Source organism: Kitasatospora sp. NPDC051914 (genome assembly GCF_040680995.1).
Classification (GTDB): domain Bacteria; phylum Actinomycetota; class Actinomycetes; order Streptomycetales; family Streptomycetaceae; genus Kitasatospora.
On the sequence record NZ_JBFAXX010000092.1, the window covers coordinates 1 to 21,817 of the forward strand.

26 protein-coding genes and 1 pseudogene are annotated in these 21,817 nt (G+C 75.2%); 5 read left to right on the forward strand and 22 right to left on the reverse strand.

Annotated features, from left to right (window positions below):
• Nucleotides 1-431, forward strand: a 431-nt coding sequence (locus AB0M03_RS36245) for an ABC transporter permease (protein WP_363499951.1), incomplete at its 5' end; no start/stop codon positions are given.
• A 137-nt stretch (nucleotides 432-568) separates the two neighbouring features.
• Here the strand turns inward: AB0M03_RS36245 and AB0M03_RS36250 are convergent.
• Complete coding sequence (locus AB0M03_RS36250) at nucleotides 569-1,792, reverse strand: branched-chain amino acid ABC transporter substrate-binding protein (protein WP_363499953.1); 1,224 nt, start codon at nucleotides 1,790-1,792, stop codon at nucleotides 569-571.
• Nucleotides 1,793-2,253: 461 nt separating this feature from the next.
• Nucleotides 2,254-3,078: an oxygenase MpaB family protein gene (locus AB0M03_RS36255; protein ID WP_363499955.1), complete on the reverse strand. Its 825-nt coding sequence runs from the start codon at nucleotides 3,076-3,078 to the stop codon at nucleotides 2,254-2,256.
• Nucleotides 3,079-3,296: 218 nt separating this feature from the next.
• Between AB0M03_RS36255 and AB0M03_RS36260 the strand changes: the two genes are divergently transcribed.
• Entirely contained in the window at nucleotides 3,297-3,776 is a 480-nt protein-coding gene (locus AB0M03_RS36260; protein WP_363499957.1) for a DUF427 domain-containing protein, read from the forward strand.
• Nucleotides 3,777-3,908: 132 nt separating this feature from the next.
• Here AB0M03_RS36260 and AB0M03_RS36265 read toward each other — a convergent pair whose 3' ends face one another.
• The 10 genes from AB0M03_RS36265 to AB0M03_RS36310 form a co-directional block, all read right to left on the reverse strand.
• A complete protein-coding gene (locus tag AB0M03_RS36265; protein WP_363499959.1) occupies nucleotides 3,909-4,082 on the reverse strand; it encodes a CsbD family protein in 174 nt (57 codons plus the stop codon).
• A gap of 97 nt (nucleotides 4,083-4,179) precedes the next feature.
• Nucleotides 4,180-4,596 (reverse strand): SsgA family sporulation/cell division regulator, encoded by a 417-nt coding sequence (locus tag AB0M03_RS36270; protein WP_363499961.1) that lies wholly within the window; start codon nucleotides 4,594-4,596, stop codon nucleotides 4,180-4,182.
• A 127-nt stretch (nucleotides 4,597-4,723) separates the two neighbouring features.
• Complete coding sequence (locus tag AB0M03_RS36275; protein ID WP_363499963.1) at nucleotides 4,724-5,173, reverse strand: ATP-binding protein; 450 nt, start codon at nucleotides 5,171-5,173, stop codon at nucleotides 4,724-4,726.
• 80 nt (nucleotides 5,174-5,253) lie between these two features.
• Complete coding sequence (locus AB0M03_RS36280) at nucleotides 5,254-5,655, reverse strand: STAS domain-containing protein (RefSeq protein WP_363499964.1); 402 nt, start codon at nucleotides 5,653-5,655, stop codon at nucleotides 5,254-5,256.
• 165 nt (nucleotides 5,656-5,820) lie between these two features.
• A complete protein-coding gene (locus AB0M03_RS36285; RefSeq protein ID WP_363499966.1) occupies nucleotides 5,821-6,162 on the reverse strand; it encodes a PRC-barrel domain-containing protein in 342 nt (113 codons plus the stop codon).
• Between the two features lie 83 nt (nucleotides 6,163-6,245).
• Complete coding sequence (locus tag AB0M03_RS36290) at nucleotides 6,246-6,506, reverse strand: GlsB/YeaQ/YmgE family stress response membrane protein (protein ID WP_363499967.1); 261 nt, start codon at nucleotides 6,504-6,506, stop codon at nucleotides 6,246-6,248.
• A gap of 91 nt (nucleotides 6,507-6,597) precedes the next feature.
• The gene (locus AB0M03_RS36295) at nucleotides 6,598-6,918 is read right to left on the reverse strand and encodes a WhiB family transcriptional regulator (RefSeq protein ID WP_363499969.1); all 321 of its coding nucleotides are present in this window, start codon (nucleotides 6,916-6,918) and stop codon (nucleotides 6,598-6,600) included.
• 27 nt (nucleotides 6,919-6,945) lie between these two features.
• A complete protein-coding gene (locus AB0M03_RS36300; protein ID WP_363499971.1) occupies nucleotides 6,946-7,170 on the reverse strand; it encodes a DUF6458 family protein in 225 nt (74 codons plus the stop codon).
• A gap of 109 nt (nucleotides 7,171-7,279) precedes the next feature.
• A complete protein-coding gene (locus AB0M03_RS36305) occupies nucleotides 7,280-8,326 on the reverse strand; it encodes a mechanosensitive ion channel domain-containing protein (protein WP_363499973.1) in 1,047 nt (348 codons plus the stop codon).
• A gap of 31 nt (nucleotides 8,327-8,357) precedes the next feature.
• Nucleotides 8,358-8,753 carry a hypothetical protein gene (locus tag AB0M03_RS36310; RefSeq protein WP_363499975.1) on the reverse strand — a complete coding sequence of 132 codons (396 nt, stop codon included), beginning with the start codon at nucleotides 8,751-8,753 and terminating at the stop codon, nucleotides 8,358-8,360.
• Between the two features lie 218 nt (nucleotides 8,754-8,971).
• Here AB0M03_RS36310 and AB0M03_RS36315 point away from each other — a divergent pair, with 218 nt between their 5' ends.
• Nucleotides 8,972-9,415, forward strand: coding sequence for an SsgA family sporulation/cell division regulator (locus AB0M03_RS36315; protein ID WP_363499977.1), 444 nt, complete (start codon nucleotides 8,972-8,974; stop codon nucleotides 9,413-9,415).
• Nucleotides 9,416-9,506: 91 nt separating this feature from the next.
• Here AB0M03_RS36315 and AB0M03_RS36320 read toward each other — a convergent pair whose 3' ends face one another.
• The gene (locus tag AB0M03_RS36320; protein WP_363499993.1) at nucleotides 9,507-10,298 is read right to left on the reverse strand and encodes an RNA polymerase sigma factor SigF; all 792 of its coding nucleotides are present in this window, start codon (nucleotides 10,296-10,298) and stop codon (nucleotides 9,507-9,509) included.
• Between the two features lie 546 nt (nucleotides 10,299-10,844).
• Nucleotides 10,845-11,276 carry a hypothetical protein gene (locus AB0M03_RS36325; RefSeq protein WP_363499978.1) on the reverse strand — a complete coding sequence of 144 codons (432 nt, stop codon included), beginning with the start codon at nucleotides 11,274-11,276 and terminating at the stop codon, nucleotides 10,845-10,847.
• Between the two features lie 134 nt (nucleotides 11,277-11,410).
• Between AB0M03_RS36325 and AB0M03_RS36330 the strand changes: the two are divergent.
• Nucleotides 11,411-12,633, forward strand: a pseudogene (locus AB0M03_RS36330) (NAD(P)/FAD-dependent oxidoreductase).
• Nucleotides 12,634-12,664: 31 nt separating this feature from the next.
• Here the strand turns inward: AB0M03_RS36330 and AB0M03_RS36335 are convergent.
• Complete coding sequence (locus AB0M03_RS36335; RefSeq protein ID WP_363499980.1) at nucleotides 12,665-13,639, reverse strand: MerR family transcriptional regulator; 975 nt, start codon at nucleotides 13,637-13,639, stop codon at nucleotides 12,665-12,667.
• Between the two features lie 149 nt (nucleotides 13,640-13,788).
• Between AB0M03_RS36335 and AB0M03_RS36340 the strand changes: the two genes are divergently transcribed.
• A complete protein-coding gene (locus AB0M03_RS36340; RefSeq protein WP_363499982.1) occupies nucleotides 13,789-14,085 on the forward strand; it encodes a DUF3040 domain-containing protein in 297 nt (98 codons plus the stop codon).
• 96 nt (nucleotides 14,086-14,181) lie between these two features.
• Here AB0M03_RS36340 and AB0M03_RS36345 read toward each other — a convergent pair whose 3' ends face one another.
• The 7 genes from AB0M03_RS36345 to AB0M03_RS36375 form a co-directional block, all read right to left on the reverse strand.
• The gene (locus AB0M03_RS36345; RefSeq protein ID WP_363499984.1) at nucleotides 14,182-14,979 is read right to left on the reverse strand and encodes a DUF1295 domain-containing protein; all 798 of its coding nucleotides are present in this window, start codon (nucleotides 14,977-14,979) and stop codon (nucleotides 14,182-14,184) included.
• Nucleotides 14,976-16,244 (reverse strand): cyclopropane-fatty-acyl-phospholipid synthase family protein, encoded by a 1,269-nt coding sequence (locus AB0M03_RS36350; RefSeq protein ID WP_363499986.1) that lies wholly within the window; start codon nucleotides 16,242-16,244, stop codon nucleotides 14,976-14,978. Before AB0M03_RS36350 ends, AB0M03_RS36345 begins: the two co-directional genes overlap by 4 nt.
• The gene (locus tag AB0M03_RS36355; RefSeq protein ID WP_363499988.1) at nucleotides 16,241-17,527 is read right to left on the reverse strand and encodes a cyclopropane-fatty-acyl-phospholipid synthase family protein; all 1,287 of its coding nucleotides are present in this window, start codon (nucleotides 17,525-17,527) and stop codon (nucleotides 16,241-16,243) included. Before AB0M03_RS36355 ends, AB0M03_RS36350 begins: the two co-directional genes overlap by 4 nt.
• Nucleotides 17,524-18,396: a DUF1365 domain-containing protein gene (locus tag AB0M03_RS36360; RefSeq protein ID WP_363499990.1), complete on the reverse strand. Its 873-nt coding sequence runs from the start codon at nucleotides 18,394-18,396 to the stop codon at nucleotides 17,524-17,526. The genes AB0M03_RS36355 and AB0M03_RS36360 overlap by 4 nt, the downstream gene beginning before the upstream one ends.
• A complete protein-coding gene (locus AB0M03_RS36365) occupies nucleotides 18,393-19,757 on the reverse strand; it encodes an FAD-dependent oxidoreductase (RefSeq protein ID WP_363499995.1) in 1,365 nt (454 codons plus the stop codon). The genes AB0M03_RS36360 and AB0M03_RS36365 overlap by 4 nt, the downstream gene beginning before the upstream one ends.
• 141 nt (nucleotides 19,758-19,898) lie before the next feature.
• On the reverse strand, nucleotides 19,899-20,957 hold the full coding sequence (locus AB0M03_RS36370) for a M12 family metallopeptidase (RefSeq protein ID WP_363499992.1): 1,059 nt from the start codon (nucleotides 20,955-20,957) through the stop codon (nucleotides 19,899-19,901).
• Nucleotides 20,958-21,198: 241 nt separating this feature from the next.
• Nucleotides 21,199-21,798, reverse strand: coding sequence for an anti-sigma factor (locus AB0M03_RS36375; protein ID WP_363499997.1), 600 nt, complete (start codon nucleotides 21,796-21,798; stop codon nucleotides 21,199-21,201).
• Nucleotides 21,799-21,817 lie beyond the last annotated feature (19 nt).

The following is a 21,817-nucleotide window of genomic DNA, read 5'->3' on the forward strand; positions in this document are numbered from 1 at the left end:
TGCAGGCGGTCGCCAGCGTGGTCCTGGTCGGCGCCGTCGCCGTGGCCATCGGCTTCCGCTCCGAGGACGCCACCGCCCTGGAGTGGCTGGCGGCGCTCGGACTGCTGACGCTGGTCTCCCTGTCGCTCACCTGGATCGCCGTCGGCATGGGCCTGGTCAGCCCGAACGCCGAGGCCGCGAGCAACAACGCGATGCCGCTGATCCTGCTGCCGCTCCTCTCCAGCACGTTCGTCCCGGTCGACACGATGCCGGGCTGGTTCCAGCCGGTCGCCGAGTACCAGCCCTTCACACCCGCCATCGAGACCCTGCGCGGCCTGCTCCTCGGCACCGGAATCGGGAACAACGGATGGCTCGCCGTCGCCTGGTGCCTGGGCCTCGCGGTGCTCGGCCACTTCTGGTCGACCTCGAAGTTCAACCACGACCCGAAGTGACCGCCGTGGCCGCGCGGGCCACCCGCACCCCGTACCACCCGAGGGCGGCGTACACCGACACCGTGTCGGCGTACGCCGCCCCGTTCGTACGGGGTGGTTCGCACAGGGTGGTTCGTACTGGGTCGTTCGTACGGGGGTCAGAAGTCGCGGAGACGTCCGAACGGGACGATGGAGGTCCAACTGCCCTTGGTGACCTTGTAGATCGAGGCCACCTGGTTGCGGGTGTCGCCGTACTCGTCGAAGGAGACGTCGCCGGTGACTCCGAAGAAGGACACGTGCTGGAGGGCCTCCGCCACGGCCTTGCGGAGCTCCGCGCCGGTGGCGTCCGGCTCGGCCTGCTTGGCGCGGCCGACCGCCTGGATCAGGGCCCAGGTGGAGTCGTAGGCGTACGGGCCGAACGGGCCCGGTTCCTCCTTGTGGCCGGCCTGGGTGTAGGCCTCGAGGTAGCCGAAGGCGGAGGCGAGGCCCTCCACCGAGATGCCGGGCTGGCTGGCGAGGTCGCCGTTGGAGGAGGCGCCGGCGGCCTTGATGTAGCCGTCGGTGTGCAGGCCGTCGCCGCCGGCCATCGGCACGTTCACGCCGGCGGCCTTGAGTGCCGCGGAGAGCGGTCCGCCCTCGGGGTGCTCGCCGCCGTAGTACACGATGTCGGGGCGGGCCGCGGCGATCTGCGAGGCCAGCTTGGAGAAGTCCGTGGTGCCGTCCTTCACGGTGGCCCGGAAGGCGACCTTGCCGCCGACCTCCTCGAAGGCCGTCGCGAACTCGGCGGCGAGGTTGTTGCCGTAGGCCTTGGTGTCGCTGACGACGGCCGCCCGCTCGGCCTTCAGCCGGCTGCGCGCGTACCGGGCGAGCAGCGGGCCCTGCACGGCGTCGGTGGTGACCGTGCGGTAGTAGGTGGCGTACTGGCGCTTCTTGCCGTTGGCGCGGTAATCGGCGCCCCAGGTCAGCGCGGGTGAGGTGTTGGACGGGGAGATCACGGCTAGGCCCGCCTCCGACAGCACCGGGGCCATCGCGAGGGCGCCGGACGAGGTCAGCGGGCCGACCACGCCGATGACCCTCGGATCGGCGACGAACGCCTGGCCGTTGGCGAGCGCGCCCTGTTCGTCGGCCTGGTCGTCCTTCGCGTCGAGGACGAACTTCACGCCCGGGACGGTGTTCTTGGCATTGGCCTTGGCGACCGCCAGCTCGGCCGAGTTGCGGATGCCGAGCCCGAGGTCGGCGAGCTTGCCGGTGAGCGGGCCGTCGACGCCGATGACGACCGTGACCGACGACCCGGCGCCGAACACGCCCGACGAGCAGCCGGACAACAGCACTGCACAGACCACGCCCAGGGCCACGGCCCTCGGCCGGGAGAAACGGGTCACCGGCACATCCCTCGCTGAGTGGGTTTGCTCATGGGACGCCGGACCGCGCCGACGGGAGCCGCGGGTCGGCGGCACGGCGCGAAGGAAGGCAGAACAATCACCGGCCCGGTGAACTCCGCACCGGGGCATGACAGTTCGCATCCCCTGTGGACCGTCCGGCGAGGGACGGCGGACCGGAACCTGGCGGCATCGGGCCGTCATGTCCGGATCACCGACCGGCATCCACGGGCCGCGACCTTATGACGTGCCAAATGGGAGCGTCAACGGGTTCGCCGCAACACGATCCGTGACCGCAACACCGCCACCGAACGGCCACATTCGACCGACTCGGTGTCAAGACTTGAACGCGAGCCCGTCCGTGTCACACACCGTGACCGATCGGCCAGCAGATCGGGGCCACCCGAGGGGCGCCGACCCGGCCGTCCGACTGTGCTCCGCCGCCTCCGTCCGCACCGTCCTGCTCAGCCGCGGGACGCCTCCGCCAGGCCGTGGCGTTCGCGGGCTGCCACCAGGTGCGGGCCCTCCCGCCAGGTGCGGGGCAGGCGGAGGGCTGCCGTGCGCAGGGCCCTGGCCTCCAGCCCGGCGGCCAGGTCGGTGACCCACCACCCCGGCAGGCCGTACATGCGGCGGGCCCAGCCGGGCAGCAGTGCGAGGGACAGGCCGACCAGCCCGGCCCATGCGGGGGTGGCCAGCGCCGCCCGTCCGTGCAGCGGCGGCAGGAAGGCGAACCGCACCGCCTCCCGGGCCGCCGGGGTGACCATCAGTTCGGGCCGCACCGCGGTGAAGTAGCGGTCGAGTGCTGCCCTGGAGTCCGGCACCGGGACGTCCGGGGGCACCCCGACCAGTCGGGCGACCGCGGTCTGTTCCCGCAGGTAGGCGTCCGCCTCGGCCGGGGTGAGGTGCAGCCCCGCGCGCCGGACCACGTCCAGGAAGGAGCCGACCTCGCAGGAGTGCACCCAGACCAGCAGGTCGGGATCGTCGGCGCGGTACGGCCTCCCGGTGGCCGGGTCGGTGCCGCGGACGTGCTCGTGCACCCGGCGCACCCGCCCCACCGCCTCCCGGACCTCGTCGCCGGTGCCGTAGGTGACCGCGCCGATGAAGAACGCCGTGCGGTAGAGCCGCCCCCACGGGTCCTCCTGGAAGCTGGAGTGCTGGGCGACGCCGGCCATCGCGCGGGGGTGCAGCGCCTGCAGCAGCAGGGCCCGCAGGCCGCCGAGCAGCATGGACGGGTCCGCGTGCACCCGCCAGGACACGGTGCCGGGGCCGAACAGGCCGTCGGCGGGCACGCGGAGGTCCCCTCCGGGTTCACCACGGGCCATCGCGACACCTCCCGTCCTCCCCAGCGTGCCGCGGCTGCGCCGCCGCGACAAGGAGCTTGCAGAGGCCGGTCCGGACAAGTCTTGAACGCCGGACGCATCCGAAGCACGGACCAGTCCGGGGGGTGGGGCGGCTACGAATGTTCCAGGGGTGAGCGCGGGCCCCCGCGAGAGGAGGGAGGCGAGCCATGGCGACCGATGACGGGACGGAGTCGGTGTGGGACTACCCCCGTCCGCCCCGGGTCGAGCGGTCACGCCGCCGGGTGACGGTGGAGTTCCGGGGGCTGCTGCTGGCCGACACGAAGGAGGCGCTGCGGGTGCTGGAGACCAGCCACCCGCCGGTGTACTACCTGCCGTCGTCGGCGGTGGCCGCCGGGGTGCTGGTGCCGTCCTGGCACCGTACGTGGTGCGAGTGGAAGGGCGCGGCCGTCCACTTCGACCTGGTCGTCGGGGAGGTGCGCAGCGAGAACGCGGTGTGGAGCTATCCGGAGCCCGCGCCCGGCTACGAGGCGCTCCGGGGCCACCTGGCGTTCTACCCGTCCCGGGTGGACCGCTGCACGGTGGACGGCGAGGTGGTGGTCCCGCAGGAGGGTGACTTCTACGGCGGCTGGATCACCTCGGACCTCCGCGGGCCGTTCAAGGGCGGTCCGGGCACGGCCGGCTGGTGACGGGCCGCTGGTGACGGGCCGCGCCACCGCGGGCCCGAACAGCACCCGGGCACCACTGAGGGGCGTGCGGGTGTCCCGCACGCCCCTGGGTGACCCGTGGCCCGGATCCGAAGACGCCACAGGCCCCGTCGGTCAGTGCTTGAGGGCGTCCTTCGCCTTCTCGCCCGCCTGCTTGGCGTCGGCGGTGGCCTGGTCGATCTTGCCCTTCGCGGTGAGCCGCTCGTTGCCGACGGCCTTGCCCGTGGTTTCCTCCGCCTTGCCCTTGGCCTTCTGGGCGACGTTCTCCACCTTCTTGGTGCCGCTCATGACCACTCCCTTCGTCCGGCGGGCGGTCCGCCGGGGGTCACGGGGACGCGTCTGCCCCGCCGTGGACGTTCCATGCACCGGGCCCGGGCGGCGGCCGTCAGTCCGACATCCGCAGGAAGGCCTCGACGGTGTCGGGCCAGTGCACGTGCCGGTGCTCCTCGCCGGGCCGCACCACCTGGTCGGTGTCGGCGAGGAAGGTGGCGAGGTCGCCGGTGGCGACCTGGACGAGGGCCACGCCGTTGCGGTTGTGGAACTCCAGCTGGGTGAGTCCGCCGTCGACCGGTGCCAGCCGGAAGTCGCCGTCACCGGCCGGGCCGTCCAGACCGCGCCGCAGCAGTTCCCGGGAGACGCACCAGCTGATCGGCTCGCCGCCGGACATCTCTCCGTCGGCCGGCGGGTCGGGGAACTCCAGCACCACCGCGAACGGGTCCTCGGAGTCGTACCGCAGGACCAGCGGCACGACGCCGGGGACGGGGGCGGGGATGGATGCTGCACCGGCCTGCGCGATGATCACGGTCGACTCCCTGGGGACGTCCGAAGCGGTCGGCGGCCCGTCTGCCCCCTATCCGCCTGCGCATGCACCCCGGTCTGCGCATGCACCCCGGTCGCCGACCGGCAGACGGCCCCGTGCGGGTGCCGGGTCAGGCCGTGCCGGAGGGCCCGCCGGCCGCGGCGGGCAGCGCCACCTCGGCCCAGACCGCTTTCGCGCCGGGGGCGCGCAGCACGCCCCAGGCGGTGCTCAGCCGACCGACGATGTGCAGGCCGTGGCCGCCGGGGCGGGAGGAGCTGTGCGGGCTGCGCGGCTCGGGCACGCCGTCGCCGGCGTCGAGGACCTCGATCCGCACCGAGCGGTCGTTGAGGACGAGGACGAGCTCGCGCGGTCCGCCGCCGTGCAGGCAGGCGTTGGAGACCAGCTCCGACACGATCAGCCGGACGTCCTCGTCCAGCAGTTCGTCGCAGGCCAGGCCCCAGTCCAGGAGCACCTTGGCGGCGAACTCCCGGCCCGACCCGACCTGCCCGCCGGGTCCGAAGACGTACCGGCGGCGCTGGCCCAGCACGGGCCCTTCGGCGGTCTGCGAACTGCTGCTCATGTCCTCACCCATGGATTTCCGGCACTTCCCCGGGACGCCCTCGTCCGGGGTCTTGTCGCCGGGGCGGCCCGGAGCCGTCCTCACCCGGCTGCGCACGCCTCCCCCACCGTCTCGAAGACCCGGAACACCGCTCCCGTGCCGGTCAGTTCGAACAGCCGGCTGAGCTGCGGGCCGGGCTGCGCCAGGACGAGCGAGACCCCCGACTCCTCGGCGTCCAGCCGCAGCCGGAGCAGGAGGTTGAGGCCCGTCGAGTCGCAGAATCCCACGGCGGAGAGGTCGAGGCAGAACACGCCCGGTGGCGCGGCGTCCGCCAGGAGCCCGCGCAGCGGGCCCTCCACGCCGGGGAGGCCGTCCAGGTCGAGGTCGCCGGTCAGGGAACACACCAGCGCACCGTCCGGGCCGGAAGCCGTCCGCAGCGCAGGCGCCGCGGCTCCCGTGGACCGGCCGGTCGTCGTCCCCGTACCCAGCTCACCGCTGCCCATGTCCTGTGCCCTCCGCTGGCGGCCGTCCTCGGCGCGGCCGCCGATCCGTCACTTCTCCACGCCCGACGGCCCGGCGCCCGGCCGGCCGTCCCTGGCACCGTACCCGGTGGCGGCCGCACCCGAACCCCGGGAGTGCCGGGGCGGGTGCCGGCCGCCGGCGGGCCGTCAGATCATCGGGCGGTAGTAGCTGCCGAGGGCGCTGAGGTGGTCGGCGGGCACGGCCCCGTGCTCGCCGACGAACTCCGGCGCGCCCTTGATCTCGTCCTTCGGCCGGTCGACCAGCACGGTCCTCTCCTCGTGGTCGATCCGCAGGATCGTGCCGGCGGGCAGCAGGACCTGCCGACCGAAGATCCAGGGGCCGGTGTCGACCACCAGGTAGGCGGCGTCGACCTCGGCGGAGTGCCGGTCGACCTTGCCGATGCGGCCGTCCGTGGCCTGCACCGTGTAGCCGGTGAGGTCCTGGTCGGAGACGTGGTCGGGGTGGTGGTTCCACAGCTGCTCGTTCATCGTCCTCTCCCTGCGGTCGTGTGCGGTTCTCGGTCTGTGCCGGGTGTGCTGTACCCGGCGGTGGCGGCCGTCGGTCGGCGCGGTCAGCGGCGGCGTCCGGCGTACACCGGGGAGGCCGCGGCGATCAGCACCGCGGCGACGCCCACCTGCAGCAGGTGGCGCAGCCAGTCGATGCCGCCGGTGTGCCGTACACCCAGGTACGAGGCCAGGGCGTTGCCGACCAGTGCGCCGGCCAGGCCCAGCAGGACGGTCAGCCACAGCGGCACGGGCTGACGGCCCGGCAGGACCAGCCTCGCGAGCAGTCCCACGACCAGGCCCGCCACCAGTGCCCAGAGGATCGTCATCGCTCTCCCTCTCCTTCCGTCTGCTTCGGTCCGCCTGCGTGCGGGGGTCCGTCTGCCCCGGGTCGGCCGGGCCATGCGCCCCGTTCCGGGATCAGCCCCGGCGGGGCGGCCCGGAGGCGGCGGGCCGGCCGCGGCGCCGGGTCCGGGCGCGCAGGGCGCGGCGCTCGTCCTCGGTGAGCCCGCCCCAGATGCCGTACCGCTCGTCGGCGGTGAGCGCGTACTCCAGGCACTGGCCGCGGACGGGGCAGCGGGTGCAGACCCGCTTGGCGGCCTCGACGCGGTCCTGGTGCGGCTCGCCGCGCTCGCCGGCCGGGTGGAAGAACAGTGCGGTGTCCTGCCCGCGGCAGGCGGCCCGGTACTGCCAGCGCCTGCTGCGGTCGTCCCGTCCGCCGGGACGGTCCTCGGTGTCCATCGGTGCTCCTCCCGGACGGGCTGCTCCTCACAGCCCGTCGTAGTAGCGGCGTTCCTCGACGACCTGTTCGGCCGGGCGGCCGGCGACCGTCCGGCGGCGCAGGGCCCTCGCGTACACGACCAGTCCGAGCAGGCCGGCCGCCATCAGCACGATGCCGACGGTGTCGAGGTCGACACCGGAGAGGTGCCAGTCCACCGCGAAGGTGAGGATGGCGCCGATCGCGAACAGGATGATGCATCCGCCGATGCCCATGGGGTCTCCTCCGTCGTCGCTGCGGTCCGCCCGGACGGCGGGCCGCTCCCGCGTCTACCCCCGGGGGCGGAGTGCATGTCCGGCCGGACGGCGGGCACCTGGGTTACCGTCAGCTACCGGAGGCGGCGGGCAGGTCGTCGGTGCGGTCGAAAGCGAGTCTCGGCAGGGCCTCGGGGTGGTGTTCGCGGAGGTAGCCGATCAGCTGTTCCCTGATCCAGCAGCGGAGTTCGAAGGCGTCGGAGGCGTTGCGGGCGGTCATCAGGGCGCGCACCACGATGGTCGTGGGCGTGGTGTCGACGACCTGCAGGGCGCTGCCGGTGCCGTCCCACCACGCGCACTCCTTGAGCAACCGCTCGAACTCGGTGCGGAGTTCGGCGACGGGTGTGCGGTGGTCGAGGTGGAGCAGGGCGGTGCCGGTGATGGCCGGGTCGCGCCGGGACCAGTTCTCGAAGGGCTTCCCGACGAAGTACGACACCGGCATCACGATGCGGCGCTGGTCCCAGGTCGCGATGACGACGTAGGTCAGGGTGATCTCCTCCACGGTGCCCCAGTCCCCCGAGACGACCACCTCGTCGCCGAGCCGCACCATGTCGCCGAAGGCCAGCTGGACACCGGCGAACAGGTTGGCGAGGGTGCTCTGCGCGGCGACGCCGACGACCAGGCCGAGGATGCCCGCGGAGGCGAGCAGGCTGGCACCGACCGACCGCACCGCCGGAAAGGTCATCAGCGCGGCGGCGAGCGCCACCACGGCGATGCCCGCGCCGGAGAGGCGGCGCAGCATGCCGGTCTGGGTGCGGACGCGGCGGATCCGGGCCGGGTCGCGCCGTTCGGTGGCGTACCGGGCGAGCGAGGTGTCGATGAGCAGGGCGACCACGCGGGCGAGCAGCCAGGCGCCGGCGGCCAGGACGAGCAGTACGAGGCCGTGCCGCAGCGGGCCCCGGGCGGCTTCCGGCAGGCCGGCGGCGGGCTCGGCCGCGAGCACGAGCAGGGCGCCGAGGGTGAGCAGGGCGGGCACCCGGCAGGGTTGCAGCAGGGTGCGGAGCGGGCCCGCGGACGGGCGCCGGGCGATCAGCAGGACGGCGCGGTCCAGCAGGGCGATCGCGAGCAGTGCCGCCGCGGCGACGGCAACGGGCCGCAGAGCGGTCCACACGGACATGGTCCTCCCGTCGTTGGGGTCTTCGGGCGGTTCAGGACGCCAGGAGGCGGTCCAGGACGGTGCGGTAGTCGCGCAGGGCGAGCCGCAGTTCCTCGGTGCCGGTGCGGGTTCCGGTGGGTGATCCGGGCTCGGCGCGCAGGCCTTCGCGGCGCCGGCGGACGGCTTCGGCGACCAGGTCGGCTGCGCGCGCGACGAGTTCGTCGGCGCGGCGCACGGCCTCGGCCGGGTCGTCCACGAAGCCGGCCTGGACGGCCTCCCACTCGGCGGAGACGGTCTCGACCTGCTGCGGGTCGAGCCAGTTGCCGAGGGCCTCCCGGGCCGGGGCGGCGGGCGCGGCGAGGTCCGCCGCGGAGGCGTTGGCCCGCGGCGAGGAGGCGTCGGGCTGACGCGGGAACGGAACGGTCCCGTCGGGACGGTCGGTGGTCATGGTTCTCCTCGGATCGGAGTTCGGGCGGGTCCTTCAGGGGCGCCCCGCCTTCGGCGGTGCCGCCTTGCCGCTGGCCGGGGCGGCAAACCTGCGGCGGAGCGGCCGGTGTGACCGTCCGTCGGAATCCGGCTGCGGCACCGGCCGCATGGACGCCTGACGCCGGGGCAGGCGCCCGGGGACGGGCAGGGCCCGGGTCGCACGGAGCGGAGGGACGCAGCATGGTGGAGACGATCGAACGGCACACGACCGCGCGGATCGGCGGGCCGCGACCGCGCCGGGTCCGGGTGGTGCTGCGCTACCGGACGGACGACCCGTACGCCGTCGGGCTGTGCTTCCCGGGGCCGGCGCGGCTGACGGACACGCTGGTGGTGGAGGACGGCGGCGCGGTGGAGGACGGCCCGCAGTGGACGGTCGGCCGCGACCTGCTGGCGGAGGGCCGGTACGGGCGGGCGGGCGACGGCGACCTGTGCGTCCGGCCGGACGACGCGGACGGGCTGGTGCTGGAGTGGCGCTGCCCGGGTGCCGGTTCGGCCGTGCGGCTGGGCTCGGCGGAGGTCGGGGCGTTCCTGGACAGCACGTACCGGGCGGTGCCGGCCGGTTGCGAGTCGGCGTTCGTGGACTGGCCGCACACGCCGGAGGAGTTCCTCCGGCGGATCTTCTGAGGCGGCCGGTTCCGGGCACGCGGGCGCTCCCCGGCTGTCGGCCGGGGAGCGCCTGCGCGCGCGGGGCACGTCCGCGCCTTCCTGCCGGGGTTCAGGCTCCGGCGCCGAGCATGCCCTCCCGCAGGGAGCCGAGGATGCGGGCCAGCAGCCGGGAGACCTGCATCTGGGAGACGCCGAGGCGGGCGCCGATGTCGGCCTGGGTCATCTCGGCGACGAAGCGCATGTGCAGGATGGCGCGGTCCCGTTCGGAGAGGGCGGCGACCAGGGGCTTGAGCGCCTCCAGGTTCTCGACCTTCTCCATTCCGGGGTCGTGGCGGCCGAGGCGCTGCAGCAGGGAGCCGTCGCCGTCCTCGCCGTCGGTGCCGAGGTCGAGCGAGCCCGCGGTGTGGGCGTTGCGGGCGATCATGCCTTCGAGGACCTCGTCCTCGGTGAGGTCGAGGTGGGCGGCGAGTTCGGCGACGGTGGCCGGGCGGCCGAGCTCCTGCTCCAGCTGGTCGCCGGCCTTGGCGAGGGCGAGCCGCAGCTCCTGGAGCCGGCGCGGCACGTGGACGGCCCAGGTGGAGTCCCGGAAGAACCGCTTGATCTCGCCGACGACCGTCGGCACCGCGAGGGTGACGAACTCCAGGCCGCGGTCCGGGTCGAACCGGTCGATCGCCTTGATCAGGCCGACCGTGCCGACCTGCACGATGTCGTCCATCGGTTCGCCGCTCTGCCGGAAGCGCCGGGCGACGTACCGGACGAGGGAGAGGTTGAGCTCGACCAGCGTGCCGCGGACGTAGGAGTACTCGGGGGTGCCCTCCTCGAGGGTCCGCAGCCGCTCGAACAGGGCCGCCGAGAGGACCTTGGCGTCGGCGGGTGCGACCGCCGACGGGTCCTCGACCATCCGCCGGACCGGCTGCGCCTGCGCCCGGGCGACGTCCTCGGAGCTCGCGCCCGCCGCGGTCGCTCCGGGCGCGATCGTCGACCCTTCACTCATCACTGCCATGGCCATTCCTTCCGTGGGTGCGTCGGCGGCTCGCATGCCCGGGCGTCCGGCGCTCAGACCCCGGGTGCCCGATCCTCGCCGGACGGCCCCCGAAGCTCCACGGGCCCTTCACGAACGGCATCGTTCGTTTACGCCCCCGGTGGGCTCCGGGCGGCCCGGTCGCGTACCGACGGGGAGTGGTCGACAACGCTGCGCAAACGCTGCACCTGGCAGGGGTGGGGGCCGGCCACCAGACTCGCCGCAGGGCCCGGCGGCCGGCGGCGGGCCGCCGGCCGCCGGGCTGCCGCGCCGTTCCTCCCGAAGGGCCTGCACCATGCGACACCCGCAGGGGACGGTTGGACTGCGCACCGGTGGTCGGGCGTGCGGAACGGGCCCGGGGCATCCGCAGCCCGGGCCCGTACACCTACCGCCGGCTCGGTCCGCCGGACGTTCGAGGGGGTCCTGTCATCCTGCGCCCGAAGCTCCTTCCGGGCCACTCGCACCGTTCGCGCAGCGCCTGCCGGCCCGGTCCGCGGCGGGCTGCAGCAGGCCGGCCACCGACAGTGCACCCCAGCCGAGCGAGACCGTCAGGGCCATCGCCCGGTGCCGCCGGGCCGGCAGGGCACCGGACAGCAGGACGGCATCGCCGAAGTCTGCGGCGATCCTCAGCAGGGCGGCGGTGCGGAGGCTGCTGTCGTCCGGGGCCAGGAGCATCGCCAGCCCGCAGGCCGCGTCGCGCAGAGCGAGCGGGCGGAGGCAGGCCTCGACCGCGGCGGGGACGGTGCCGTCCGGCGCGGTGAGCCCGGACGGGCGGGCGAGCAGGCCGGGACGGCGGATGACCGCCACGCCGTAGAGGGCGGTGGCGGCGCCGGTGAGTCTGAGCAGTCTGCGGTTCACGAGCGGGCTCCGGAGGTTCGGCGGGCAGGGGCGTACGGGGTCGGGCGTGTGAGGTGTACCCGCGGGCGGGGTGCGGCCGACCCCCGTGTGGGCCGTACGGAGGCCGTACGGAGGCCGTACGGCGAGGTGGCGGCATGGGGCCGTCGGTGGACGTGGTGGTGGTCGGGGCCGGGCTCGCGGGGCTGGCGTGCGCGCACGATCTGGTGGCGGGCGGCCTGCGGGTGCGGGTGCTGGAGGCCTCGGACGGCGTGGGCGGCCGGATGCGCACCCACACGGTGCGCGGCTTCCGGCTGGACCGCGGCTTCCAGGTGTTCAACACCGCGTACCCGCAGGTGAGGCGGCGGATCGACCTCAATGCGCTGCGGCTGCACCCGCTGACCCCGGGGTTCCTGCTGGCCGGACGCCACGGGCGCCGCCGGCTGGTCGATCCGACGCGGCGGCCCGGCGAGGCCGCCGACCTGCTGCCGGGCCGGCTGGCACCGTTCCGGGACACCGTGGCACTCGGACTGCTGAGCGCCCGCGACATGGTGCTGCCCGCCGCGCTGCTGCGCCGCGGCCGCGACGAGCCGACGCACCGCGCCCTGGCGGCGGCCGGCCTGTCGCCGGAAACGGTGGACGCCGTGCTGCGGCCCTTCCTCTCCGGGGTGTTCCTGGACCACCGGCTGGAGACCTCCGGCCGGGTGTTCCACCTGGTGTGGCGGAGCATGCTGCGCGGCACCCTCTGCCTGCCGGAGGCCGGGATCGGGGCCGTGCCGGAACAGCTCGCGGCCGGGCTCCCGCCGGGCACGGTGACGCTCGGCTCCCCGGTCGCGGAGGTGGCGGACGGGGGTGTCCGGCTGGTGACCGGTACGGAGGTGGCCGCGGAGCGGGTGGTGGTGGCCACCGAGGCACCCGAGGCGGCCCGGCTGCTGCCCGGGCTGGCGGTGCCGCCCGCCCGGTCGGTGACCACGCTCTACCACGCGGCGCCGCGCTCCCCGCTCGCCGAGCCGACCCTGCTGGTCGACACGGACGGGTGCTGAACACGGTGGTGCTCTCCGAGGCGGTGCCCGGGTACGCGGGCGACGGGCGGGCGCTGGTCTCGACGTCCGTGCTGGGCGCCGACGCGGACGAACCGCAGGTGCAGGCCCGGCTGGCCGAGCTGTACGAGACGGACACCGGCGGCTGGGAGCACCTGACGGACTACCGCATCCCGTACGCACTGCCCGCGATGCCCGCCCCGCACCCGCTGACCCGGCCGACCCGGCTCGGCGGCGGCCGCTACGTCTGCGGGGACCACCGCGGCACGGGATCGGTGCAGGGGGCACTGGCGTCGGGGACGCGGGCCGCCCGCGAGGTGCTGGCCGACGCCGGTCGGTGAGGGGGCCGCCGCCGCGCCGGGGAGCGGGGCCTCAGGGGGCTGCCAGGGTTTCCAGGTGGACGAGGCTCTCGGTGAGGCGGCGGGGGCGGAGGGTGCCGGGGATGCGGCCGGCGCCGGACCAGCCGGGGCCGCCGAGGAGGACGGCGGGGCGGGCCCGGGCACCGCGGGGGCCCCAGGCGGTGGCGGCGGCCAGCCGGGCGAGGCGGGTGTCGGCGGTGTCCCGGGACTGCGACCAGAGCAGCGCCGCGGACGGCCCGATCCGCCGGACGGACTCGACCAGGGCGGCCGGCGGCACGGCCGGGCCGAACATCCGGAACGGGATGCCCCGGCCGGAGAGGGCGGCCGCGACGGCCTCCAGCGGCAGCGAGTGCAGCTCCCGCGGCATGCCGGCCAGCAGGACGGGCGCGACCGGCGCCGGCGGGTCGATGCAGCGGGTGATCCTCCGCAGGGCGCCGGAGACGTGCCAGGAGAGCAGGTGCTCGACCTCGACGTACCGCTCGCCCTCCACCGCCCACTTGCGGCCGACGGCGCGCAGCGCGGGCATCATGACCTCGTCCCAGGCGGTCACCAGGCCGAGGTCGGCCACCGCCACGTCGAGCAGCCGCTCGACCACGGGTGCGTCGAGGCGGACGGCGGCGCGCCCGAGCCCGCGGCACTCCGGGCGGACGGTGCCGAGCGGGAGGGTCCGGCCGCCGCCGGACTCGCGGGGTTCACCGGTCTCGGCACGGCCCTGGGGCAGCCGGGCGAGGGCTCCGCCGCGGGCGAGGCGGGCGGCCTCGGCGGGCGGCACGCCCCGGGCGGTGAGGCGGCACATCGCCTCCAGGACGGCCACGTCCTGCGGGGTCCAGCGGCGGTGCCGGCCCGCCTCGTGGCCGGACGGGCCGATGCCGTAGCGGCGCTCCCAGGAGCGGACGGTGGTCGGCGAGACGCCGAGTCTGCGGGCGACTCCCCCGGTGGTGATGCTCGCCTCGGCGAGGGGGGCCGACAGGTCGGTCGGGGTGTCCACGCTGGGCACGGTAGTCCGGTGCCGCACCCGCCCGGGGCAGGACACGCCGCGAAGCGCTGCACAGGCGGTGCGGGCTGCCGGACGGGGCCGGCGGTCGCACGGTGGAGGGGCCGGGTGCAGAACCCGGCGCGGGAAGGAGGTCGATCGCCATGGCAGCCGTCGCCATGACCCCGTGGGAGCGATCGGTCCTCGCCGACATCGAAGAGCAGGCCCGCCTCGAGGATCCGGGGCTCGACCGAAGGCTGCGCAGCGGGCGCGGCCGGGCGGGCCTGCTGCTCCGGGGTCCGCGAGTACCCACCGCGGTGGTCACCGCGCTTGCGGCGGCGGCCGGACTCGCCCGGTGGGCCGTTGCGGGGAATCCCGCGGCGGCCCCGCTCGCCGGAGCGGCCGCCCTGGGCTCGGCGGCCGCGTTCAGGCGGTCGGGGCGTTTCGGATCCGGTTGTTGATCGAGGTTGCTGAAGGACCGGGCGGGCGCCCGCATCGGCGCCCGCCCGGCGGCACGTCGGTCGACGGCCGGCGGCGGCCGGGTGGTCGACGGTGCGTCAGCGGCGGGGCGGCAGCGGGACGAAGCCGCTGGTCCTGGCGGCGTAGGCGTCCCATCCGGGCCTGCCGGAGCTCATCCGGCGTTCCAGCAGGGGTTTGCCGCTGCCGAAGGCCAGCAGCCAGGTCATCAGCAGCGGGCTCGCGACGAAGGCCCAGCCGATCGGTGCGTCCGCGGCGAGCAGGAACAGGCCCCACCAGACGCAGGCGTCCCCGAAGTAGTTGGGGTGCCGGGTGTAGCGCCACAGGCCGCGGTCCATGATCCGGCCGCGGTTGGCCGGGTCGGCCTTGAAGCGGGTCAGCTGCCGGTCGCCGACGGCCTCGAAGAACAGGCCGACGGCCCAGACCGCGGTGCCCGCCCAGGCGAGCGGGCCGGGCGGGTCGGGCAGGTACTGGGCGGCCTGCACGGGCAGTGACACGAACCAGACCAGTGCGGCCTGCAGCAGGTACACCGTGCGTACCGCGTACAGGGTGCGGGCGCGGCCGGGCGGCTTCCGGGCGAGCATCCGTTCGTAGCGCGGGTCCTCGCCGGTGCCGCGGGCCCGCAGGGCGATGTGGACGGACAGCCGGACGCCCCACACCGCGGTGAGGACGGTGGCGAGCAGCCGCCGCCCGTCGTCGCCGTGCCCGGCGGAGAGGCCGTACCCGGTGAGGGCGACGGCGGTGAAGGCGAGGCCCCAGGCGACGTCCACGGTGCGGTGCCGGCCGGTGCGCAGGCCGACCGCGAGGGCGGCCAGCAGGACGGCGAGCGCGGCGCCGGCCGTGGCCGCGAGGTTCACCGCGAAGGCTGCACCGTTCATGTGGCCGCCCCGTACCAGGGGGCGGGCGTGGCGGGTGCGCCGCTCGCCCCGCCGCCGGCCGGGCGGACGGCGAGGATCTGGTCGACGCCCATCCGCCGTTCGGCGAAGGCCAGCGAGCTGCCCGCCGTGTACAGCTGCCAGAGCCGGACGGTCCGCTCGCCGACCAGGCCGGTGAAGTCGGCCCGCCGTTCGCGGAGCGTGTCGTACCAGGCGTCGATGGTGCGGGCGTAGTGCTCGCGCATCGCCTCGACGTGCCGGACCTCCAGGCCGGCGCCCTCCAGCAGGTCGACGGTGCGGCCGACCGGGCGCATGTGCATGTCGGGGGCGATGTACGTCTCGATGAAGGCGCCGCCGCCGGGGGCGTTCGCGCCGCGGGACATCTGCTGCACCAGCAGCCGCCCCTGCGGCCGGAGCAGGCCGTGCAGCCGGGCGGCGAAGGCCGGGTAGCGGCCCTCGCCGACGTGCTCGCCCATCTCGATGCAGCTGATCGCGTCGTACGGGCCCTCGGCGATGTCGCGGTAGTCGCTCAGCAGGACCTCCACCCGGTCGCCGAGGCCGGCCTCGGCGACCATGGCGGCGGCGAAGGCGTGCTGGCGGCGGGAGAGGGTGACGGCGGTGACGCGGGCGCCGTGGTGCCGGGCGGCGTGCAGCGCGAGGGCTCCCCAGCCGCAGCCGACGTCGAGCAGGCGGCTGCCGGGGCGCAGGCCGAGCTTGCGGCAGATCAGGTCGAACTTGGCGGTCTGCGCCTCGGCCAGGCTCTGCTCGCCGGAGGTCCAGTAGGCGCAGGAGTAGGCCATCGCGGGGCCGAGCAGCAGGGCGTAGAACTCGTTGGACAGGTCGTAGTGGTGGCTGACGACGGCCCGGTCGCGGCCGCGGCTGTGCAGGGCGCCGCGGACGGCGGCGCGGCCGCCGGGCGGCGCGGGCCGGGGGCCGAGGGCGCCGAGCCGGGCGGCGGCGGCGAGCAGCCGGGGCAGGTCGCGGGCGGCGGGGCGGACCGGGCCGCGTCCGGCGAGGGCCCGGCGGACGGTGCCGAGGCCTTCGGCGAGGTCGCCCTCCACGTCGAGGTCGCCGGTGATGTACGCGTCGGCGAGGCCGAGTTCGCCGGGCTGCCAGAGCAGGCGGCGCAGTGCGCGGCGGCGGCGCAGGACGACGGTGGGGGCGTCCTCGGGGCCGGCGGTGGAGCCGTCCCAGGCGCGGATGCGGAAGGGCGGCGGGCCGCCGATCAGGTCGGCGAGGAGCGGGGCGAGGCGGGCGGCGGCGGTCACCGGGCGTCCTCCCCGCGGGTGAGCAGGATCTGCCGGACGTCGAGGTAGCCGGTGCGGAATCCGGCCTCGGAGTAGGCGAGGTAGAGCTCCCAGGTGCGGCGGAAGACCTGGTCGAAGCCGAGCCCCGCGACGTCCTCGGCGCGTTCGGTGAAGCGTTCGCGCCACAGCCGCAGCGTTTCGGCGTAGTGCGGCCCGTAGGCGTGGTCGGCGGCGACCCGCAGCCGGGTGTGCTTGGCGGTGGCCTGGTCGATGGCCTGCACGGAGGGGATCAGGCCGCCGGGGAAGATGTACTTGAGGATCCAGGTGTAGGTGTTGCTGCTGGCGATCATGCGGTCGTGCGGCATGGTGATGGCCTGGAGCGCGGCCCGGCCGCCGGGAGCGAGGACGCGGTCGACGGTGCGGAAGTACTCCGGCCAGAAGGGCCGTCCGACGGCTTCGATCATCTCGACGCTGACCACCGCGTCGTACCGGCCCTCGGCGGAGCGGTAGTCGCAGAGCCGGACGTCGGCGCGGTCCGCGAGGCCGGCGTCGGCGATGCGGCGCCGGGCGAGGGCGAGCTGTTCCTCGGAGAGGGTGAGGCTGGTGACGCGGGCGCCGCGGGCGGCGGCGCGCAGGGCGAGTTCGCCCCAGCCGGTGCCGATCTCCAGGACGCGGGCGCCGGGGCCGACGGCGGCGAGGTCGAGCAGGCGGTCGATCTTGCGGTGCTGGGCCTCGGGAAGGTTCTCCCAGGTGGCGAGGGGTGCGCCGGCGGGAGTGGTGGGGAAGACGGCGGACGAGTAGGTCATCGTCCGGTCGAGGAACAGCGCGAAGAGGTCGTTGGACAGGTCGTAGTGGTGGTGGATGTTGCGGCGGGCGTTCTCGGCGGTGGAGAGTTCGGCGGCCGGGGGCCGCTGCACGTACAGCCGGCGCAACCACTGGGCGCCGGTCGGGACGAGGGTCTCGGGGGCGGTGGCGAGGACGCCGAGCAGGCCGATCAGGTCGGGGGTGTCCCAGTCGCCGGCCTGGTAGGCCTCGCCGAAGCCGATCAGCCCGGTCGCGCCAACGCGGGCGAGGAAGGCCTCGGGGCGGTGCAGGCGCAGTACGGGTGCGCCGGGCGGGGCGGCCACCAGGGGGCTGCCGTCGGGGAGCTCGACGCGCAGGCCGCGGCGCCGGGCGACGCTGCGCAGCAGGCGGCCGGCGACGGCGGCGCGCAGCGGGGCCCGGGGGACCCGGGCGACGTCGGGCCAGCGGCCGGGGTCGACGGCGGTCGGCGACGGGGCGGTCGGAAGGGCGGGCCGGGTCACGGGGCGGACACCTCTTCTTCGGTTGCGGGTGCTGCTGGGATCGCGGTTGCGGGTGCGGTTGCCTGGGGCGTGGCGTGGCTGCTGCCGGCCGGGTCCGGGGGCGCGGTCCGGGGGTGGACGGGCAGGCCCTGCAGGTAGAGGCGTATGCCCTGGTAGCGGATGTGCACACTGACGGCGAGGGTGGCCAGCGGGTGGTGCAGGGCGGCCCGCAGCAGCGCGGCCGGCCCCGCGGGGCGGCGGGTGCCCTGCACGGTGGCGGTGAACGGGCTTCCGTCGGCCCGTTCCAGACGGATGGTCAGGCGGAGCCGCTCGCCGGGTTCGGGCAGGGCCATCCGGTAGCGGCCGTCGACGGGGAAGAACGGGGAGACGTAGAACTCCTTGGCCGTCTCGGCGCGGCCGTCCGCGCCGGGGCGGAGCAGGTAGCGGTGGTGGCCGCCGTAGGTGTTGTGCACCTCGGCGACGGTGCACAGCGGGCTGCCGTCCGCGCCGCGGCACCAGTAGACGGTGAGCGGGTTGAAGACGTACCCGAGCGAGCGGGCCTGCGCGAGCATCAGGACGCGGCCGCCGGCCAGGTCGACGCCCTGCCCGGCGAGGTACTGCTCCAGGTTGCCGCGCAGGGTGCCGCGGGGGTCGCCGGGGTGGTCGGCGGCCCGGAAGCGGGCGAGCGGGCGCAGTGGGCGGGGCAGCACCGGCAGGTGGTCGAGGTCGACCAGCCACAGGTAGGTGCGGTGGCGGAAGGCGTGCCGCAGCGGAACGGTGCGGACGTGGCCGATCCGGCACTCGTACAGGGCTGCGCCCCAGGGGCCGGGGAGTCCGGTGCCGGGGCGGGCCGGGCCGGGGCTGCGGCGGGTGGCTGCGGGTGCGGTCATCGGGTGCTCGCGGTGAGTCCGTGGTGGTCTGCGGCGGGGGCGGGGGTGCCGAGGAGGGCCCGGGCGGCGTGGATGCCGGAGCGGCAGCCGTCCTCGTGGAAGCCCCAGCCGTGGTAGGCGCCGGCGAAGGCGGTGCGGCCGGTGGTGAGTTCGGGGAGGCGGCGCTGGGCGGCGACGCTCTCGGCGGTGTAGACGGGGTGTTCGTAGACCGTGCGGGAGACCACGTGCTCGTCGGGCAGCGGGTCGTGGCGGTCCTCGTTGAGGGTCACGAGGTAGTCCTCCTCGGTGGCGAGGCCGAGGAGCCGGTTGAGGTGGTAGCTGACCTGGACGCTGTCGGCGCTTCCCCGGCAGTCGGCCATCCGGTAGTTCCAGGATGCGCGCGCCCAGGTGGCCCGCGGGAGCCGGGAGGCGTCGCGGTGCAGGACGGTGGGGTTGCGGGAGTAGCGGAAGGCGCCGAGGACGTGGCGTTCGGTGCGGGTGGGGCGGGCGAGCAGGGCGAGCGCCTGGTCGGCGTGGGTGGCGACGACGACGGCGTCCGCGGCGGTGCGGCGGCCGTCGGCGGTGGTGATCTCGACGCCGTCGTGGTGGCGGTGCACGGCGCGGACGGGGGCGCCGCGGTGGACGGCGGTGAGGCGTTCGGCGATCCGCTCGACGTAGCTGCGGGAGCCGCCGACGACGGTGCGCCAGGTGGGCGAGCCGGTGACGGACAGCATGCCGTGGTTCTCGAGGAAGGCGAAGAGATGGCGGGCGGGGTAGTCGCCGGCGAGGTCGGGGGCGCAGGACCAGACGGCGGCGACCACCGGGGTCATGAAGTGGCTGGTGAAGTAGGCGGAGAAGCCGCCGTCGGCGAGGAAGGCGCGCAGCGAGGGGTCGCCGGCGCCGGGGTCGGCGAGCAGGCGGCGGGCGCGGCGGTGGAAGCGCGGCACTTCGGCGAGCATCCGCAGGTAGCGGCCGCGCAGCAGGGCGTCGGGGCGGGCGAGCAGGCCGGCGGGTCCGCGGGCGCCGGCGTACTCGAGGCCGCAGCCGCGGCACTGGACGGACATGCTCATGTCGCTGTCGCGGGTCTGCACGCCGAGTTCGCGGAACATCCGGACGAGGTGCGGGTAGGTGCGCTCGTTGTGCACCAGGAAGCCGGTGTCCAGGGGGACTTCGCGGCCGTCGGCGCCCACCGCCCGCTGGGTGTGGGCGTGGCCGCCGAGCCTGCCGTCCGCCTCGAACAACTGCACGTCGACGCCGGCCCGCCGGAGTTCGTACGCGGCGGTGAGGCCCGCCACTCCGGCGCCGACGACGGCGACGGTCCGGCCGGGGTGCGCGTGCCGCGCACCCCGTCCCGCCGTCGTGTCCGGGACCGTTCCGGGCACTGTCACTGGGCCCCCTCCACTGCACGGGCCCATGCTGGTGCCGGGCCGCTCCTTCGCTGGCTACCGGGTCTTCGGAGCGGCCCGGCGGGTGGATTGCCCCCGGCCGGTGTGGAGTTGTGCTGAACGGTGCGCGCGGGCGGGCTACCAGTACATGACCGCGGTGGGGCCGCCGCCGTAGACGGAGTACATCCGGATGCGCACCACGTAGCGCCGGCCGGCGACGAGCCGCACGGACAGCCGGGCGTTGGCCTCGGTGCCGCTGTCGTCCTTGCCCGCGAAGTAGCGCAGTTCGCCGCCGACGTCCTCGAAGAGGACCATGACGACGTCGCTCTGGCCGAAGCTGCCGATCTCGTACGCACGGGTCTCGTCGGGCCTGATCTCGAAGTCGGCCTGCTCGCCGGAGACGAGGGCCAGCGGGCGGGAGGCACCGGGCTGCAGCGCGGTCGGGCCACCGGCCAGTGGCGGATACCACTGCCGCACGACTTCCTTGTCGACCGCGGAGAGGTCCAGGCCGCCCTGGATGCCGTCGCGCCCGTACTGCTCCGGCTCGATGATCAGCCCGGGTTCGAACGGGTACTCCATGATGGAGGCCACGTCCCAGTGGGAGCCGACCACCTCGTCCTTGGGGAGCTTGCGCAGGATGTTGTGGAAGGTCTCCTCGCGGCTCCACCGGTTGGGCGGCGCGGCGAGCGCGGCGTAGACGGCCTCGTCGTTCCAGATGATGCCGGCGTTGGGGTTCTGGTGCTCGTGCTCCAGGCCGAGGGCGTGGCCGGTCTCGTGCCGTGCGGTGGCACGGCCCCAGGTGCTGGTGACGTCCCAGCCGAAGTTCATCGTGGCCTCACCGACCCCGATCGTCAGGGCGTCCCGCCCGACGTACGACCACGAACCGTCGTCCTCGAAGGCGATCCTGATCTCGGCCGCGGCCGGGCTTTCCACCTCCTCGAAGTCCAGGCCGATGCCGAGGCCCTTCCATTCGCGGAACGCGTCCCTGACCTGGTCGAGTTGGGCGGCGCCCCGGCCCCCTCCGGTGCTGTCGAGGAAGGTGAAGTGGATGTGCGTGCCGTTGACCCACTTCGAGCTGATGTTGAGTATCGCGCGCTCCCGGGCGAGGCCGAGCCCGGGCCGGAGCTCCGGAAGGACGCGCGGTTGAACGGTGCAGTACTTCGGTGCGACAGATGCGGGTGCCGCTGTGTCCACCATGACCAATGCCTCCGATCCGCGGACCGGCGCTCGCGCGGTCCGGCCGAAAATGGAACTGGCGGATGGTCAGCTCACCGGGCGGGCGTCACCGGTGGTCGGCCTCTTCCCACACTACGCCCGGTCGCACGGCATCTCGACAGCGAAGAGTCACGGTTGACGCTCGGTCAACACGCGCCCGCGACGGTCACACCGGGTAGCCGGGGGCGGGTGCTCCGCGGCCGCCGCCCCCGGCTCCGACGTCTCAGGCGAAGGGCAGGATCATCACCGGCTGCCCGCTCGGCGTGGCGGAACCGCCGGCCGGCTCCACGGTCACGCCGATGCCCTCGGCGCCGTTCAGCGGGCCCTCCATCAGCAGGTAGCCGGTGGAGGCGGGCAGCAGGCCGGCCGGGCGCATCGTCCCGGCGTCGTTGAACCACAGCTCGTACGTCTTGCCCTCGGGCAGCGCGGGCAGCCCGGACGCCAGGAACCCGGCCCTGCCCTGGCTCTGCGACCAGACCACGGTGCCGACACCGTTGCCGGCCGTCCCGGTCGCCGTACGGGCGTCCGGTGCGGTGAGCAGGGTGCCGAACGCGGCCTGCTGCGCCTGCAGCTGTGCGGCGCGGGTGTTCGCCTCGTCCGCCCGCCGGCTCTGTTCCACGGCCAGGCCGCCGAACGCCGCCGCCAGCGCCACCGAGGCGGCCAGCGCGAACTTGGGCCAGTGCCGTGCGAAGCGGCCGCGGCGGGCCGGGGGGGGGCGGGGCGCCGGGGGCTTGGTTCGGGTCCAGGGCCTCGACCCGGCGGGGGACCCGCCGCACCCCGCCCGCGGCGGCGTTCTCCGCGACCTGCTCGGGGCGGGAGGCACCGATGATCGCGGCGGCGAC

What these genes read in the sequence shown, in the direction of transcription:
- AB0M03_RS36360 (WP_363499990.1), bottom strand. Translation starts at nt 18,396, where the DNA reads ATGACCGCACCCGCAGCCACCCGCCGCAGCCCCGGCCCGGCCCGCCCC.
- AB0M03_RS36260 (WP_363499957.1), top strand. Translation starts at nt 3,297, where the DNA reads ATGGCGACCGATGACGGGACGGAGTCGGTGTGGGACTACCCCCGTCCG.
- AB0M03_RS36275 (WP_363499963.1), bottom strand. Translation starts at nt 5,173, where the DNA reads ATGAGCAGCAGTTCGCAGACCGCCGAAGGGCCCGTGCTGGGCCAGCGC.
- AB0M03_RS36305 (WP_363499973.1), bottom strand. Translation starts at nt 8,326, where the DNA reads ATGTCCGTGTGGACCGCTCTGCGGCCCGTTGCCGTCGCCGCGGCGGCA.
- AB0M03_RS36290 (WP_363499967.1), bottom strand. Translation starts at nt 6,506, where the DNA reads ATGACGATCCTCTGGGCACTGGTGGCGGGCCTGGTCGTGGGACTGCTC.
- AB0M03_RS36265 (WP_363499959.1), bottom strand. Translation starts at nt 4,082, where the DNA reads ATGAGCGGCACCAAGAAGGTGGAGAACGTCGCCCAGAAGGCCAAGGGC.
- AB0M03_RS36315 (WP_363499977.1), top strand. Translation starts at nt 8,972, where the DNA reads ATGGTGGAGACGATCGAACGGCACACGACCGCGCGGATCGGCGGGCCG.
- AB0M03_RS36370 (WP_363499992.1), bottom strand. Translation starts at nt 20,957, where the DNA reads ATGGTGGACACAGCGGCACCCGCATCTGTCGCACCGAAGTACTGCACC.
- AB0M03_RS36300 (WP_363499971.1), bottom strand. Translation starts at nt 7,170, where the DNA reads ATGGGCATCGGCGGATGCATCATCCTGTTCGCGATCGGCGCCATCCTC.
- AB0M03_RS36310 (WP_363499975.1), bottom strand. Translation starts at nt 8,753, where the DNA reads ATGACCACCGACCGTCCCGACGGGACCGTTCCGTTCCCGCGTCAGCCC.
- AB0M03_RS36320 (WP_363499993.1), bottom strand. Translation starts at nt 10,298, where the DNA reads ATGGTCGAGGACCCGTCGGCGGTCGCACCCGCCGACGCCAAGGTCCTC.
- AB0M03_RS36285 (WP_363499966.1), bottom strand. Translation starts at nt 6,162, where the DNA reads ATGAACGAGCAGCTGTGGAACCACCACCCCGACCACGTCTCCGACCAG.
- AB0M03_RS36295 (WP_363499969.1), bottom strand. Translation starts at nt 6,918, where the DNA reads ATGGACACCGAGGACCGTCCCGGCGGACGGGACGACCGCAGCAGGCGC.
- AB0M03_RS36340 (WP_363499982.1), top strand. Translation starts at nt 13,789, where the DNA reads ATGGCAGCCGTCGCCATGACCCCGTGGGAGCGATCGGTCCTCGCCGAC.
- AB0M03_RS36345 (WP_363499984.1), bottom strand. Translation starts at nt 14,979, where the DNA reads ATGAACGGTGCAGCCTTCGCGGTGAACCTCGCGGCCACGGCCGGCGCC.
- AB0M03_RS36280 (WP_363499964.1), bottom strand. Translation starts at nt 5,655, where the DNA reads ATGGGCAGCGGTGAGCTGGGTACGGGGACGACGACCGGCCGGTCCACG.